This is a genomic window from Pseudomonas sp. GM78 (genome assembly GCF_000282475.1).
Classification (GTDB): Bacteria; Pseudomonadota; Gammaproteobacteria; order Pseudomonadales; family Pseudomonadaceae; genus Aquipseudomonas.
Map to the genome: position 1 here is coordinate 1 of NZ_AKJF01000012.1, position 16,315 is coordinate 16,315.

Annotated in this window: 14 protein-coding genes; 9 read left to right on the top strand and 5 right to left on the bottom strand. The window is 60.2% G+C overall.

Going from position 1 to position 16,315, the window contains the following annotated elements; translation table 11 throughout:
• The coding region (locus PMI35_RS30785) for a GH36-type glycosyl hydrolase domain-containing protein (protein ID WP_008054661.1) at window positions 1-1,242 on the top strand (1,242 nt) is incomplete at its 5' end.
• Window positions 1,243-1,269: 27 nt separating this feature from the next.
• On the opposite strand, the gene PMI35_RS30780 is transcribed toward PMI35_RS30785, so the two are convergent.
• Entirely contained in the window at window positions 1,270-1,449 is a 180-nt protein-coding gene (locus PMI35_RS30780; RefSeq protein WP_008054662.1) for a hypothetical protein, read from the bottom strand.
• Between the two features lie 148 nt (window positions 1,450-1,597).
• Between PMI35_RS30780 and PMI35_RS30775 the strand changes: the two genes are divergently transcribed.
• A complete protein-coding gene (locus PMI35_RS30775; RefSeq protein WP_008054663.1) occupies window positions 1,598-2,335 on the top strand; it encodes a Crp/Fnr family transcriptional regulator in 738 nt (245 codons plus the stop codon).
• A 59-nt stretch (window positions 2,336-2,394) separates the two neighbouring features.
• On the top strand, window positions 2,395-3,498 hold the full coding sequence (gene ampC, locus PMI35_RS30770) for a class C beta-lactamase (RefSeq protein ID WP_063887076.1): 1,104 nt from the start codon (window positions 2,395-2,397) through the stop codon (window positions 3,496-3,498).
• A gap of 106 nt (window positions 3,499-3,604) precedes the next feature.
• Here ampC and PMI35_RS30765 read toward each other — a convergent pair whose 3' ends face one another.
• Window positions 3,605-3,943 (bottom strand): DUF6124 family protein, encoded by a 339-nt coding sequence (locus tag PMI35_RS30765; protein WP_008054668.1) that lies wholly within the window; start codon window positions 3,941-3,943, stop codon window positions 3,605-3,607.
• A 518-nt stretch (window positions 3,944-4,461) separates the two neighbouring features.
• Here PMI35_RS30765 and PMI35_RS0132105 point away from each other — a divergent pair.
• From PMI35_RS0132105 to PMI35_RS30745, 5 genes are all read left to right on the top strand, one after another.
• Window positions 4,462-5,829 carry an AAA family ATPase gene (locus PMI35_RS0132105; RefSeq protein WP_032831255.1) on the top strand — a complete coding sequence of 456 codons (1,368 nt, stop codon included), beginning with the start codon at window positions 4,462-4,464 and terminating at the stop codon, window positions 5,827-5,829.
• Window positions 5,822-6,442 carry a retron system putative HNH endonuclease gene (locus PMI35_RS30760; RefSeq protein ID WP_008054671.1) on the top strand — a complete coding sequence of 207 codons (621 nt, stop codon included), beginning with the start codon at window positions 5,822-5,824 and terminating at the stop codon, window positions 6,440-6,442. Before PMI35_RS0132105 ends, PMI35_RS30760 begins: the two co-directional genes overlap by 8 nt.
• Window positions 6,443-6,621: 179 nt before the next feature.
• Entirely contained in the window at window positions 6,622-7,245 is a 624-nt protein-coding gene (locus PMI35_RS30755; RefSeq protein WP_008054672.1) for a response regulator transcription factor, read from the top strand.
• A 3-nt stretch (window positions 7,246-7,248) separates the two neighbouring features.
• A complete protein-coding gene (locus PMI35_RS30750; protein ID WP_008054673.1) occupies window positions 7,249-10,833 on the top strand; it encodes an ATP-binding protein in 3,585 nt (1,194 codons plus the stop codon).
• A gap of 97 nt (window positions 10,834-10,930) precedes the next feature.
• Window positions 10,931-13,126, top strand: coding sequence for an autotransporter outer membrane beta-barrel domain-containing protein (locus tag PMI35_RS30745; RefSeq protein WP_008054674.1), 2,196 nt, complete (start codon window positions 10,931-10,933; stop codon window positions 13,124-13,126).
• Between the two features lie 12 nt (window positions 13,127-13,138).
• Here PMI35_RS30745 and PMI35_RS30740 read toward each other — a convergent pair whose 3' ends face one another.
• Window positions 13,139-13,708, bottom strand: a complete 570-nt coding sequence (locus tag PMI35_RS30740) for a DUF4174 domain-containing protein (RefSeq protein WP_008054675.1) — start codon at window positions 13,706-13,708, stop codon at window positions 13,139-13,141.
• A 168-nt stretch (window positions 13,709-13,876) separates the two neighbouring features.
• Between PMI35_RS30740 and PMI35_RS30735 the strand changes: the two genes are divergently transcribed.
• Window positions 13,877-14,245 (top strand): VOC family protein, encoded by a 369-nt coding sequence (locus tag PMI35_RS30735; RefSeq protein ID WP_008054676.1) that lies wholly within the window; start codon window positions 13,877-13,879, stop codon window positions 14,243-14,245.
• Between the two features lie 13 nt (window positions 14,246-14,258).
• On the opposite strand, the gene PMI35_RS30730 is transcribed toward PMI35_RS30735, so the two are convergent.
• Together PMI35_RS30730 and PMI35_RS30725 are read right to left on the bottom strand one after the other, a co-directional pair.
• Entirely contained in the window at window positions 14,259-14,774 is a 516-nt protein-coding gene (locus tag PMI35_RS30730) for a DUF4405 domain-containing protein (RefSeq protein ID WP_008054677.1), read from the bottom strand.
• Window positions 14,775-14,958: 184 nt separating this feature from the next.
• Window positions 14,959-16,245 (bottom strand): CitMHS family transporter, encoded by a 1,287-nt coding sequence (locus PMI35_RS30725; RefSeq protein ID WP_008054678.1) that lies wholly within the window; start codon window positions 16,243-16,245, stop codon window positions 14,959-14,961.
• Between the last annotated feature and the right edge of the window lie 70 nt (window positions 16,246-16,315).

Below are 16,315 nucleotides of genomic sequence, written 5' to 3' on the forward strand. Positions count from 1 at the left end.
TGGCTGGCGCTGGCGACCAGCCACTATGTCAACGTCACCGCCGACCTCAGCGTGCTGGCCGAACCCGTGGGTTACCTTGAAGGCCGCCCGCTCAATGTCGGGGAAGAATCCTATTACGACCTGCCGGGCAAATCGCACCTCGAAGAAAGCCTCTATCAGCATTGTGTCCGCGCCATCGAACACGGCCTGCAGCGCGGCAGCCACGGCCTGCCCTTGATCGGCACGGGCGACTGGAACGACGGAATGAACCGGGTCGGCCACCTGGGCCGTGGGGAAAGCGTGTGGCTGGGCTTCTTCGGCTTTGATGTTCTGCAACAGTTTGCCATCACGGCCCAACTGCATGGCGACCCTGCTTTCGCACAACGTTGTTCCCAGCAGGCCGCCTTGCTGCAGGCCAGTCTGGAGGAGCATGCCTGGGACGGCGCATGGTACCGGCGCGCCTGGTTTGACGACGGCCAGGTCCTGGGCTCGGCCAACAATGACGAATGCCGCATCGACTCGATCTCGCAAAGCTGGTCGGTACTGTCGGGCGCCGCCTCACAAACCCGGCGCCGCACGGCCATGGCCTCGGTCGAGCAGCACCTGGTACGGCCCGACACAGGCGCGGTCCTGCTGCTCGATCCACCTTTCGACAAAGGCGTGCTGGAGCCCGGCTATATCAAGGGCTATGTGCCGGGCGTACGTGAAAATGGTGGCCAGTACACCCACGCCGCGGTCTGGGCCGGCATGGCGTTCGCCGAGCTTGGCGACAACGCCAGGGCCTGGCGGTTGCTCAACATGATCAACCCCGCGGGCCATGAAGTCGCCAAGCGGATCGAAACCTACAAGGTCGAGCCCTATGTCATGGCGGCCGACGTCTATGGCACGCCGCCCCATGCGGGCCGTGGGGGATGGACCTGGTACACCGGGTCGGCCGGCTGGACGTACCGCTTCATCGTCGAGTCGTTGCTCGGCTTGCAACGTGTCGGCACTTCACTGCACATCGAGCCGCTGCTGGCGCAAGGCTGGCCTGGTTACACGCTGCACTACCGCTATGGGGCGACGACTTACCATATCGAGGTGCGCCCGGGCACGACCATCACGCTTGCGATCATGCTGGACGGCGAGTTGCTGGGCCAGGACGCACTGCAATTGTCGGATGACGGCAATGAACATCAGGTATTGGTGACATGCCCAGTCAAAGCGCATCAGCCAGAAATACAGGGGTACGATAGAACCGTCGAAGCCGATCTTGAGCGCTGAGAGACAGCGCTCTCGGTAGGTCAGGGTTCAGGCATCAACGGCGGGGCCCTGGTGGTGCGGTTGCACGGCTTCACTGAGCTTGGTGTGAACAGGTTGGTTGGCCGCCTGCCCATGCTTGGCATGCAGGGGCATCGGCGTGCTTTGTGGCTGTTTCGCAGTGGGCTTGCCGGGGCCCTGGCGCAGATTCGGGTCAATGTGCTTGCTCATGTCAATCTCCAACGTTCGTCGCTGCAGATGCAGCGACGTTCCCTTGAGCATCGCAGATCGCCGCGGCGGGTTCGGTGCGTTGCCGCGCATAGTGCGCTTTGGAGTAACCTGTCCCCCTCAGGGAATTTTCCCTCGAAGGGTGGCTGATATGTTTGTTGTACCCAAGCCACAACAGAACTACCTGCTGGCAGCGCTTCCCGCGCCAGCGCTGGAGCGCCTGCTCCCCCACCTCGAACTGATCGAGCTGCCACTGGGCAAAGTGCTCTATGAATCCGGCGGCGCCCTGCGGCACGTCTACTTCCCCACCGATTGCATCGTGTCGCTGTTGTACGTGATGGAGAACGGCGCCTCGGCCGAGATTTCGGTGGTCGGCAACGAAGGCCTGATCGGCGTTGCCGTCTTCATGGGCGGTGAAAGCACGCCGAGCCGCGCCGTTGTGCAAAGTGCCGGGCATGCTTTCCGGTTACCCGGCCAGCAACTCAAGGACGAGTTCAACCGCCACGAAGAGATGCTGCAGCTGATGCTGCGCTACACCCAGGCCCTGATCACGCAAATGGCCCAGACGGCGGTGTGCAACCGCCACCACGCCATCGACCAGCAACTGTGCCGCTGGTTGCTGTTATCGCTCGATCGCCTGCCCGGCAATGAACTGACCATGACCCAGGAATTGATCGCCAACATGCTGGGTGTACGCCGCGAAGGCGTGACCGACGCCGCCGGCAAGCTGCAGCGCCTGGGGGTCATCGAATATACTCGGGGACACATCAAGGTCCTGGACAGGGCTCGTCTGGAGGAGCTGAGTTGCGAATGCTACGCCGTGGTCAAAAGAGAAACCGAACGCTTGCTGCCCTACTTTCCAGTGCGGCGCGACAATCGAATGGAGTGAAACCTGTGACGGACCCAATCAATCTCGGCAGATTGAAGATCCTAGCCGTTTGTGCAGCGATGCTGGCGGCAGGCCAGGCGCTCGCGCAGGATCACCTCGAATCGATCGTCAGCGAAGCTGTGCGCCCGGTCATGCAAGAGCAAGGCATTGCCGGCATGGCCGTGGCCGTCACCCACAACGGCAAACAGCAGTACTTCAACTATGGCGTGGCGTCTAAAGAGAGCGGCAACCCGGTGACGCAAGACACCCTGTTTGAGATCGGCTCGGTTAGCAAAACCTACACCGCCACTCTCCTCGCCTACGCCCAGGCCACCGGCAAGCTGGCATTGACCGACAACGCCAGCGCAGTGCTGCCGGCCTTACGCGGCAGCGCGTTCGACCACATCAGTGTGTTGCAGCTGGCCACCTACAGCGCCGGCGGCTTGCCCCTGCAATTCCCTGCCGAGGCGGATTCGGCCGAGAAAATGCTCGGCTACTTCCAACAGTGGAAACCGCTATACGCCGTTGGCAGCCACCGGTTGTATTCGAACCCCAGCATAGGCTTGTCCGGCTACCTCGCCGCCCAAAGCATGGGGCAGCCATTCGATGAGGCCATGGCAAACACGCTGCTGCCCAAGCTCGGCCTGAAACACACCTGGCTCAAGGTGCCGCAGGAGCAGATGGCGCAGTATGCCCAGGGCTACAGCAAGGATGACAAACCCGTGCGGGTCGGGCCGGGGGCGCTGGATGCCGAAGCCTACGGCGTGAAAACCAGTGCTGCGGATTTGATTGGTTTTGTTCAAGCCAACATCAAACCGGCAAGCCTGGATAAGCCCCTGCAACAGGCTATCGCCTTGACCCATACCGGTTACTACAGCGTTGGCGACATGACTCAGGGGCTTGGTTGGGAGATGTATCGCTATCCGGTCACTCTGGATCGTCTGCTGGCGGGTAACTCGACAGCGATGGCCATGCAGGCGCATCAGGTCCAGTGGCTGAATCCGCCACAAACACAGCCTGCGAATGTGCTGCTGAACAAGACCGGTTCAACCGGGGGGTTCGGGGCTTACGCGGCGTATGTGCCATCGAAGGATATGGGGGTCGTGATTCTGGCCAATAAAAACTACCCGAATGCTGAGCGGATCAAAATTGCCCACAAGATTCTGAGCGCTTTGGCCCTGTAGGAGCGAGCATGCTCGCGATGGTCGTCAACGATGACGCGGGAAACCTGACACCCCACTGCGAGCTCAGGTTTTTCGCGAGCATGCTCGCTCCTACAGAGGGTTAGCGTTATTGCTGTGGGTCGATGTTGTCCAGTGCCCGATTCACCAGTAACTCCCCCACCACCGCCAATTGCTGAATCGACAGCGCTACATTGCGCTTGGAGCTTTCCAGCTCACAGGCCAGATCGGTGACAAGCACGTTAAGGGAAGCGAGGGTTTCGCAGGCGTGGCATAGCAGGGTTGCAGTGTCGACGCCGGGGACGATGGTGAAGATGTGGCTGACCGGATCGGATTGCCTGGGGTTACGCAGACGAGCGCTGACGACGGGTTCGGTGATGTCGGAGAGTGGGACGGGCTCGAGGGGGTCGGCTGAGGATTCGGGAGGGTCAGGAGTAACTTTTTTCATGGTGAAGCTCCAGCAGCATGTTATGGGAAGCTATCCACCTTCATTTCCACATTAGGGTGGCAGCTATGCGCGGTGTGGAAGACCGGGGCTACTGGAACCCGGCGCACTCGCGAGTGCTCCGCGCACAGCCGCCATAACACGACAATGTTGACATAAAAAACGCCAACAGGTGTTCACGAGCGATTGCGCGCCAGTAGCAAAAGATCAGACTTCCACGTCCGACCGCTGATTTTGCAGCGGCCGAAAAAGGGTATCGACGCCCACCCAAGTGCACCAGTTCACCCATATCGCCACGGTTTGCAGGAAATCTCCGAAGCAGTCGAAGGCTCTTGCCTACGCTCATCTTTTCCGCACGCCGTTACAAATTCCTTTTTACTAATGGCCGTTGTTATATAGCTGCAACCATTGTATTTAATGGACCTCCCAAGCCTGCGAACGGCGTCGGATCAATCCGTAGCCGGGAATGACATAATGTGCGCTCAAGTATTCAAACCGACTGACCGCCAAAGGGCGTTGTAATGGAAATCAGCAGATTCAAGGTCATGGATGTCGGTCGGTTTACCGAATTGGACATTCAGTTGGCCCCCACACCGCGACACCCCTCAAATGTGACGGTTCTCGTGGGGAATAATGGCGCAGGGAAAACCACCCTTTTAAAATCATTAGCCACCTCGTTGAGCTGGTTGGTTGCCAGACTTCGTACCGAGAAAGGCAATGGGAATCATCTTGAGGAAGAAGACATTCGAAATGGCACCTCATCTGCTTCCATTTTGATTGCCGTAGTAGACACGTCTCAGACAAACCCAAGTAATCCCGAAGCTGATCCTGAAGATGCACTGTTTAGATGGGGAATTGCTCGCACCAGGCAAGGTCGCAAGTCTGCTGTCCAGAGCGAGTTAGCGGATGCCACTCGCATGGCGGATCACTACCGCAACCAACTGACTGCAGATGATAAAGCCTCGCTCCCACTGATCGCCTACTACCCAGTCGAACGTTCAGTTCTGGAAATCCCCCTAAAAATCCGCACCAAACACTCCTTTGATCAACTCGACGGCTACGACAACGCGCTAAACCGGGGTGTCGATTTCCGACGCTTCTTCGAATGGTTCCGCGAGCGCGAAGACAGCGAAAACGAAACCGGCGTATCCGACTCAGCATTGGCCGAGATTTCCGCCAAGTTCGGCAAGAACAGCGACATCTGGAAAACCCTTTCCCAACTAAAGGCTTCATCCCGAGATCGCCAGTTGACCGCTGTACGTTCCGCCATCGCCGCCTTCATGCCCGGCTTCAGCAACCTTCGAGTGCAACGCAAACCCCGCCTGCACATGGCGATCGACAAAGACGGCGTAACCCTCAACGTCTCCCAGCTCTCGCAGGGTGAAAAGTCGATGATGGCGTTGGTCGGCGACATCGCTCGCCGGTTGGCGATGATGAACCAGTCTCTGGACAACCCGCTGGAAGGTGACGGCATCGTCCTGATCGACGAAGTCGATTTGCACCTGCACCCAAAATGGCAGCGCAGCTTGATCCGGCAATTGAGCGAGACGTTCCCCAATTGCCAATTCGTCCTGACCACCCACTCGCCACTGGTCATCAGCGACGCGAAGGATGTGTTGTGTTACGTGCTCGACGACGGGGAGCTACGGGAACACAACGGCTTGTACGGACTGGATGCCAACCAGGTGCTTCTGGAGGTCATGGACACCGATGTACGCAACAGCGAAGTACAAAAGCGCCTGAATCAGCTGCTCAAGCATCTGCAGGATGGTGATCTGGAAAGCGCCAAAGGGCTATTCGCCGTACTTGCCAATGAGCTGCCAGAGGGGCATCTGGAGCTGGCGAAGGCGGCACTGTTGATCCGTAAGTTGGAGCTACGTCGTGCGTAAGATCGATAAAGGCAAGGAACCGGGTTCGTTGACTAGTTTTAAGCGCTCAAACAGGACGTTGGCTTATCGGGATTTACCACCGCAAGAGCGTCAGTCGATTCGATCATCGTGTATCTCGGAGCAATACGGTTTATGCGCGTATTGCTGTCAGTCAATCACGGTTGATAACGCCCATAACGAGCATCTTGAAGCCCAGGACAGTGCACCGAATCGAACGCTGGAGTTTTCCAACATCGTCGCCAGCTGCCAGCGCCCTCAACAATGCGGTCATGGTCGAAAAACACGGCAGTTGCCACTCACACCGTTGATGGCCGAATGTGAAACCGAGCTGAAGTTCTATTTGTCAGGACTGGTGGAGGGACAAACCGAACGTGCCAGGGTTTCCATTGAGGCATTGAACCTAGGGAATCGAGGCCTTGTCGGTGCACGCAAACAGATGCTCGATTTGCTGATGTTCAATCTAAGCAACCAGCCCGCCGAACTGCAGTTTGAGGAGGAAGAGACACTGGCAATGTTTCTGGATGATCTGAAAACTCCGGATCCCGCACAACGTCTTCAGCCCTTTTCACCTGTATTGGTCAACGTAATCCATCACCTCCTGACCCAGCCTTGAAATCGTTTTGGTGTATTTGACTAAAATCCCCCTTCTTTGCTGTGCCACCACCCCTATCGCCCTCCCCCCCAAACCGCTTAGGATCGCGCCTCATTTTTTTCCACCCCCGCCACGCATCAGCCCCCCGCGGCTCCATGTCGCCTGGGGACTATGCTGAAACAGGACATGAGGGCTGATCCATGAAAGTGCTGTTGGTCGATGACCACGCTGTCGTGCGCATGGCGATCGCGATGATTCTGGGCCGGGAAGGTCACGAAATTGTCGGCGAGTGCGACAACGGCGTGGACGCGTTGAGCCTGGCATTCGCGCTCAAGCCCGATGCGATCGTGCTCGACCTGGATATTCCGCAGCTCGACGGCATGGCGGTGCTCGACCGCTTGCGCATTGGCGGCAGCAGCGCTCATGTGCTGGTGCATACCGGGTTGAAAAGCCAGGCGTATGCCGCCCAATGCATGCGGGCCGGGGCGGCCGGTTTCCTGTCGAAAATCGACGATCCGGTGGAAATCGTCACGGCGCTCAAGGCCGTTGCCAGCGGCAAGTCCTGGTATCCGGTGGGCACCCTCAACTCGGTGCGCCACAGCGATTTCGCCCGTGACGACGCGCAACTGCTCAGTGGTATTACCCGGCGCGAGCTCAAGGTGCTGCATGGGTTGGCCCTGGGCCTGAGCAACAAGCAGATCGCCGACGACATGCTGCTGAGCAACAAGACCGTCAGCACCTACAAGACGCGGCTGATGCTGAAGCTCAACGTCAATACCTTGCTCGAGCTGATCGAGTTCGCCAAGCGCAATGACCTGGTCTGAAGCATGAACCTCATGGGTCGGTTGCTGCTCGGGCTGTTCGCCTTTTCACTGGGGATGGCGGCATCGGCCGAACCGCTGACGCTGCTCAGCCGCGCCAGCGAAAACACCGTGCACCTGTCACTCGGCACGGCGCAGCGTCAGTGGCTCGACGAGGTGGCTGTCCTGCGGGCCGGCGTTTACCTGCCTGACCGACCGCCGCTGGACATCACCGCCAATCAAAAGGATTACGAAGGACTTTCCGCGGATTACCTCGATATCCTGACGCGCGCCTTGGGCGTGCGCGTCAAGGTCGAGCGCTATGCCAGCCAGTCCGAAGCCCTCGCCGCCCTGCAACGGGGCGAGGTCGACCTGGTGCCGCGGATCAATCACCTCGAAAGCCAATACACCGATCTGCGCCTGAGTGCGGCCTATGCCTACGACCAGGCGGTCTTGATCAGCCGCTTCGGTACCCATTGGGCCAACAACCAGTTGCCGGTGGGCACCACGGTGTTGTTCGACCCGGGCTGGATGCAGCAGGAACGGGTGAACGCGTTGTTCCGTGAGCACAAGGTGCAGGCCGTCGATTCCACCCAGGACGGTTTGGGGATGGTGGCGTACGGCGAAGGCAAGGTGCTGCTGACCGATGCGATTTCCGCCCAATACCTGCTCGAACGCAGCTATCAGCAGAGCCTCAGGCAACGCGTCCAGCGCGACTCCGAAGGACTGGGCTTCAGCTTTGCCGTGCAACGCCAGAACAGCCAGCTGCTGACCCTGCTCAACAGCGTGCTGGCCGGTATCTCGATCCAGGAACGGGTCGCGATCGCCCACCGCTGGGGCATCGGCGCCAACCCGAAACTGGCTTACAACCGCCTGCAACTGAGCGCTGCCGAGCAACAGTGGATCAAGGACCATCCACGCATCGACGTGCTGGCCAACGACCTGTACTCACCCTTCAGCTTTTTTGATGGCCAGGACCAGTTTCGCGGCATGGCCGCCGACGTGCTGGAGCTGATCAACGACCGCACCGGGTTGGTGTTCAACCCGAGCAAGATGTCCTCGGTGGAGGCCATGACCCGGCGCACCGAGCGCGACCCGCCCAGCCTGATCGCTGCCCTGACCTACAGTGAGCGCCGCGAGGACCGCCTGGCATTCGCCCGGCCCTTCGCGATCAACCCGTTTGTGCTGGTCACCCGGGTGCAACCGGAACGCAATGGCCTGGCCGGCATGCATTCCGTGGCGATCATCGACAATTCGCAGGCCGCCAACTGGCTGCAGCGCGAGTGGCCGGGCATCAAGGTGGTGCAGGTCGATACCCCCATCGAAACCTACGAATTGCTGGCTGAAGGTCAGGTCGATGGGGTGATTCAGCCGCAAATGACGGCGTCCTACCTGATTGACCGGTTCTTTCGCGGCCGCCTGCAAATCGATTCGGTGCTCGGTTCGCAACCAGCCTTGATCGGCTTCGCCAGCGGCAAACAGAATGTCGAACTGATTTCGATCCTCGACAAGGCCTTGCTCGACATCTCGCCCGACGATCTCAGCGCCCTGGCCAACCGCTGGCAGAACCCGCAGGAAAGTCACGGTGCCTGGAGCGCCTACAAAAACTGGTTCCTGCGCGCTGTGGCAGGGATGATCCTGCTGGTGCTGGTGGGGCTGGCGTGGAACCTCGCGCTGCGTCGGCAAATCGCCGAGCGTCTCAAGGCGCAGAAAGCCTTGAACGACCAGCTGGTGTTCATGAAGGTGCTGGTCGATGGCACGCCGCATCCGATCTACGTCCGCAACCGCGAAGGCCTGCTGCAGACGTGTAATCGCGCCTACCTGCAAGTGATGGAAGTCGAACTCGGGCAAGTGCTGAACAAGGGATTGATCGAAGCGAACATCCTGCCGCTGGCCGATGCCCACCGCTACAAGCGGATCCACCGCGCCACCCTCGAAAGCGCCGAGCCGTCGTTCGACAACTTCACCATGACGGTCAAGGGCAAGACCTATCACGTCTACCATTGGGCGCTGCCGTACCGCGATTCCGACGGCACCATGACCGGGGTCATCGGTGGCTGGATCGACCTGACCGAGCAGCATCACCTACAACACGCGCTGATCCAGGCGAAAAACCAGGCGCAGGCGGCCAATCGTGGCAAAAGCCATTTCCTGGCGGTGATGAGCCATGAGATTCGCACGCCGATGAGCGCCCTGGTCGGGGTCCTTGAACTGCTGCGCGGCCAGCCATCCGGACAGGACAAGGACGCTGATCTGATCGACATCGCGCAGAAGTCCGCCAGCGGCATGATGGAGCTGATCGGCGAGATCCTCGACCTGTCGAAGATCGAATCCGGGCACCTCGAATTACGCAGCGCCCGCGCCCATCCGCAACGCCTGGCACGCACGGTGCTGCAAAGTTTTGCCAGCCTCGCGCAACAGAAAAACCTCGAACTCGAATTCATCAGCCATGGCCCGGACAGCGCGGTGCAGCTCGACTCCCTGCGCTTTCGGCAAATCCTGTCCAACCTGGTCAGCAACGCCATCAAGTTCACCGCCCAAGGCACGGTGACCGTGGAGCTGACCCTGGACGCCGACACGCCCATGGCGCACTTGCAACTGGTGGTGCGCGACACCGGCATCGGCATGGACGCACAGCAGCGCCAAAGGCTGTTCCAGCCCTACACGCAATTTTCCGGTCAGGACAGCGAACTGCAGAGCGGCACCGGCCTGGGGCTGGCGATCTGTCAGCAACTGACCCGGTTGATGGGCGGGCAACTGGACTGTGCCAGCACACCGGGACAGGGCTCGTGCTTCACCCTGAGGCTGGACGTTGCGCTCGTCACCGAAGCGCAAGCCGCGTTGCCGCTCGACAGCGCGCCCCTGCCGCCGCTGCCGACGCGCAATGTGCTGATCGTCGAAGATCACGAGTTCAATCGCATGGTCCTGCAACGCCAGCTCGAATCCTTAGGGATGCGCGTCACCTGCGCCGAGAACGGCCTTGAGGGCCTGCGGCTATGGGGTGAGGATGCCTTCGACTACCTGATCACCGATTGCAACATGCCGTTGCTCAATGGCGACAAGTTGACCCGTCAGCTACGCGCTATCGAGGCCGCCGAAGGGCGCACACCGACCCACGTGCTGGGGCTGACCGCCAACGCCCAGCCCGGGGAAGTCCAGCGCTGCCTCGAAGCCGGCATGAACGACTGCCTGTTCAAGCCGCTCACCCGCGGCGTACTGGAGCGCTACCTGCACGAGGCCGAACACAGCCGTCAGGCCAGCGCGCCGTGTTTTGACCTGTCCAAGGTCAACGACATCACCGCCGGCAACGCGGCGCTGACCCGGCAACTGCTGGCCACGGTTTTGCGCACCAACCAGGAAGACTTCGACGCCCTGCAGGCACTGTTCTGCGCAGGGGATTTCAGCAGCATGGCCCGGTGTTGCCACAAGATCCTCGGCAGCGCCCGGATCATTCACGCCGCGCCGTTGATCAGTGCCTGCGAGCAACTGGAGACAAGCTGCGGGACCACCGTCACGCAACAGGAGCTTCATCGCCTGTTCGATGCCTTTGCCGGCCAGATGAGGCGGTTACAGGAGCACCTGCAAAGCCTGCTCGATCGACAAGCACTGTAGGACCTTTCCTACAAAAACTTCGGAATCACCTGCAATCCCCCTCCCTCGCGCCTGCGCAGAATTAGCCGCCTCATCTCTCTGTTGGCGGCGGATCATTATGTTTGCGTTGGGTCTTTCTCGGGTTTCGGTGTCGGGCGCCTTGCTGCTGTTGGGGGTCGCCCCGGGTCTGGCGCTTGCGGACAGTTGTGATGTCCTCGCCTGTCTGCATTCGCCACAGACCAATGTAGCGATTGACGATGGCACCTGGTTCAACGTCGGCACAGGCGGTGAACTACGCGACAGCAGCGTGAGCAACGGCCGGATCAACCTTCTGGATAGCGCGTCGGCACTGGGCACTCGCGTCGTCGGCGCAGGATGGATGGTGATGGAGGACAACAGCACGGCGGTCGACAGCACGGTGGCGCGCGACGGGACCCTGGTGGTGGTCGGTTCGGCTACGGCGCTGGGCACGCAGGTAGACCAGGGTAATGTCGAGGTGACGCAAAACGCGGTGGTCAGCGACACGCAGCTCAACGCCAGTACGATGTATGTCTTCGGTAGCGCCACGGCCAAGAACACCCGTGTCGGCGACAGCCAGATGACCGTCTACCAGGACGGTCATGCCCAGCAGACAACCATCGACAATGGCGGGCTGATGTCAGTCAGCGACGAGGCCTCGGCCTTAGACACCCAGGTCAATCAGGGCGGCGTGATGGAAAGTGTGGCAGGCACCCACGTGCACTTCACCACCGTGAGGCAAGGTGGGCTGATGGTCCTGGGTGACCGCGCCGACGCCAGCGACACCCGGCTCGATGCGGGGGCCGTACTGCAACTCAAGGGTGATGCCATCCTCGGTGGTTCGAGCCATGTCGACGGTCAGGTCAAGTTCGCCGACCCCGCGGTCAACGGCTTCCATACCCTGTTGATCAAAGGGCCACTGAGCGGCAACGGCCAGTTCCTGATGAACACCGACCTGGCGGCACTGCGCGGCGACCGCCTCCAGTTGCTGGGTACCGTCAGCGGCAGTCACACGCTGGTCGTCGCCGACTCGGGCAACGCCCCCACCGGCGCATTGCAAAAACTGCTGCTGGTGGACGGCGACGGCAGCAGCGGTGACTTCAGGCTGCACGGCCAGACCGTGGATGCGGGCGCATACCGCTATCAGCTACAGCAACAGGGCGATGACTGGTATCTGGCCAATCTGTCGGCGGTCGATCCGGTCGATCCGGTCGTCCCGCCTGTGGAGCCGCCGACGGATACTGTTGATCCGGTCACCCCGGTCACGCCCGTAGATCCCGTTCCCCCCGTTGAACCGGTTTCTCCGGTTTCTCCGGTTTCTCCTGTTGCCCCTGTCGAGCCCGTCAGCCCTGCCCAGCCTCCCCGCCTGCCACAAGCCGAAACCCTGAGCAAAGGCGCCAACGCCGCAGTGGCCAGCCACGCCGCCAGTGCCGCCTTGATCAGCGCCCAGATGAACGCCACCACCGCGCATTTCGGTGAACTGCGCTCAGGCAAGGACAAGGGTGGCATCTGGACCCGCGGCTATGGTGCCGAACAACATCTGGACAGCGGCGCCAGTCGCGCCTTCCAGCAACAGGTCGACGGCATGGAAATCGGTGCCGACCAGGCCCTGCCCTTTGCCGATGGCAGCCTCTACGTGGGCGGCTTGATCGGCCAGGGGCAGGGTCGGCAGGATTTCGGCGAGGCCAGCAAAGGTAAGATCGACAGCCTGACAATCGGCGGTTATGCCAGCTACCTGGATCGAAACGGGCTGTACGTCGACGGCGCGCTGAAATACAGCCGACTGGACAACGAGATCAAGATTACCAGCAACCTTGGCGACAAAGTCAAGGCCGACTACCAGACCCACGCCGTGAGTGCTGACGTGCAAGTGGGCAAACATATCGAATTGGTCAGGGACTGGTTTGTCGAGCCGCAGGTGGGGCTGCAAATGGCGCGCGTCAGTGGCGGCCACTACACCGCGACTAATGGCCTGGAAGTCGAGCAAGATGCAATGCTCTCGGTGCAGAGCCGGGTCGGCGGCAGCGTTGGTCGTGACCTGAAACTGGACAACGGCATGTCCGTCAAACCCTATGCCAAGGCCACCTGGATCACCGAACACGCCGGCGACAGCCATGTGCATGTCAGCGGGGCGAAACTGGACAGCCGCCTGCCGGGCTCGCGGGGTGAACTCGGTGGCGGGGTCATGGTTTCAACGGTAAAGGGACACAACCTGTTCGTCGAGGGTGGTTACACCCAGGGTAACGACATCGAGCAGCCCTGGGCGGTGACGGCGGGTTATCGCTACCAGTGGTAAAACTGTGTCGGCTCAATCATCCGGCATTTCCGGTGGCTTGGCCGGTTTTGCCGGTTTTGCCGGTTTGCCGTTTTTTGCAGCCTTGGCCCCTGGGGGCGGTGGGGTTTCGGCAACCGGCGGTGGTGTGGGGGCTGCGGCTTCCTTCTCGGTCGCCGGCAAGGCATCGACGGTGGCGAAGATTTTCTTCAGGTCGACCGACCTGGAGTCTTCCCCCGAGCTTTCGAGTTTCTTCTCGCCGTCCTTGCCCACCAGGATCACCTTGGGCAACGCGCCGGCGCCCAGTTTCAGGGCACGGATCAACGCCATGGTGTCCTGTTGGCCGAGGTCCTTGCCGTCCAGTTGGCCGGACATGTTCAGCACGCTGTAGATCCTGATGTTGCGCTCGGCGACACCTTGCTTGTTGGCGGGATCTTCCAGTGACTTTTTCAGGTTGACCCAGACGGGGTCGACGGTGCTCGGGGCAATCACGATCAGCGGCCGGGCCCTGCCCTTGTCGATATCCAGAGGTGAATCGCCATCGGAGGCGAACAAGGGGCCGGCAATCGCCAGCAAGGTAGCCAGGGTCAGTGACCTGATGAGCATGCGCATCTCCTTTTGATATCCACGCTCTAATGATTGCGCATCGCGGCGTTCGTTCCGGTGACGCTTGGCAAATGTGTTTCGCCTTGCTCCAAGCTTAGGTCAGGGCGGTCATTGCGCAACAGGCTGGACTAATCTGAAACATATCCCGGCTCGTTGTGAGAGAACGCTATGAGTGCTCAGTTGAACCACACCATTGTCTGGTGCCGCGACAAGCACAGGTCGGCACACTTTCTGGTCGAAATGCTCGGCCTGCCGCCCCCGGAGCCCTTCGGGCCGATGTTGATCGTCAGGCTCGACAACCAGGTCTCGCTGGACTTCTACGACAACGATCCGCCGATCGCCTCGCAGCACTACGCGTTCCTGCTCGGCGACGATGATTTCGACCGGGCCTTCATTCGCCTGCAGGTCAACGGGCAGCCGTGGTGGGCCGATCCGGGCAAGCAACGACCCAGGGAAATCAATGAGCATGGCGGAGGACGGCGGGTGTATTTCGACGACCCGGACGGGCATCTGCTGGAGATCTTCACCCGCGAATGACGCCCTTCTGCGGTTACTGCCGCTCCTTCAGCAGTTCGGCAATCAACTGCGTGGGCTGCATCTTGGCTGTCTGGGCGACCTGGTTGAGGCTGTCGCTGGCTGATGCCACCGAAAACCCGCGTTGGCGCAGTCGCTCAACCAGTTCATCAGGGGTGTTCTTGAACAGCGCTGCGCTGTCGGTCAAAGGCGCCTTGGTCACCAGTTGCACCGCGGCAAAAGCCGGGTTACCGCCCTGCTTGCCCCCCATGCCTGAAACGACAAAAGGCACTGCAACCAGGATCGACAACAGCAGCGGTATATAAAGCGACTTGCGCTTGATATACCCCATTAACGGCCCCCAGTTTTTCCACAAGTGCAGCGCAAATGGAACCAGAAGTACAATACTCAGCCATTCATGCATGCCATGAAACAACGCCGGCGCCCAATGGAAGAACAGTGCCACGCCAGAAATCACAGAGACGACAAACAAGCCTGTGGTCAGCGGGGTTGCGAAGCGATTGATCAGGTTTTTCAAGTGGCAACTTTCCATGGATCATTGGTCTTGGTGATAGCGGGCAAGCGCGAGCACTGGACTGACAAAGAGGGATTTTCATGCAAGGGTTCAAGCGCATGATGGTACCGCTGATCCGTGTAAGGAGTTTGTAAGCCAGAGTAAAGTTTGAAGTTACATTGAGCCCGACAAGTTGCCCCAGCCGCCTCTTTTTTAAGACCCCTTAGTTGACGAACAGCGGAAAAATCCCGCTCAGCAGCGACACCGCCAGCAAGATGAAACAGTTGATCACCGACCACTTCATGGTAAAGCGCTGGTTCTCGGCGTAATCGAGCTTGAGCATGCTGACCACCAGGTAAGTCGACGCGACCAGGGGACTGAGGATATGCACGGGCTGCCCCACCAATGACGCGCGGGCCATTTCCATCGCGCTGATACCGTGATGCTGGGCGGTCTCGGCAAGGATCGGCAAGATACCGAAATAGAACACGTCGTTGGACACAAGCCAGGTCACCGGAATACTCAGCACCGCGGTGATCACCGCCAGGTAAGGACCAAAGCTGTCGGGAATCACCTGCAGCAAACCGCTTGCAACGGCATTGGCCATACCGGTACCGGAGAGCACGCCGGTAAAGACGCCGGCCGCGAAGATCAGGCTGGAGACTGCGAGGATCGGCGGTGCATGCAGCGCCAATTGTTCCTGCTGGGCCTTGAGGTCGGGAAAGTTGACGACCACCGCCAGACAGGCCGCGACCATGAACAGGTAGCTCAGGGGAAACAGCTGCAGGCACAGGCCCAGGATCAAAAGTGCGGTCAACGCCCAGTTGAAGTAGAAACGCCACCCCTCACCACGATGTTCCTTGTGCACGGCGAAGTCGCCGTTCAAATCGATGGAGCCACCCAGCCGCGAACGTTCACGGCGCCCAAACAGGTAGGCCAGGACGAAGGTCGAGCCGACACAGGCGAGCATGGCGGGTAGCATGGGCACGAACATGTCGGCGACGTCGACATTCATCGAGGTCGCGGCCCGGGCTGTGGGCCCGCCCCATGGCACCATGTTGCCGAGCCCGGCAACTTGCAGCAAAAGGCAGCAGACCATCGGCAACGACAGGCCGAGGCGTTTGTAGATCGGCAAAAATGCCGAGAGAACGATCATGTAGATGGTCGCGCCATCGCCATCCAGCGCGACGATGAATGCGAGCAGAACGGTACCGATGAAGATCTTCACCGGGTCACCCCGCACGGCCTTGACGATCCGGGTCACCAGCGGGTCGAACATGCCGGCTTCCGTCATGGTGAGAAAATACAGCATGGCGAAAATCATCAGCACCCCGTTGGGCGCCACCATTTTCAAGCCATCGATGACGTATTTTCCCAGGTCGGCATGGAAGCCGCCCATCAAGGCGAAGGCCGTGGGAATGAGGATCAGCGCCGTCAGTGCGGACAGGCGTTTGCTCATCAGGAAATAGATGAAGCTGGCCAACATCAAGAAGCTGAGAAGCATGAGCATGGCGTTACCCTGTTTTTATAGTTGTACAGGCTGGCGGCGTCCGGCCGATGTCGGCTGGACGCGTTGCATC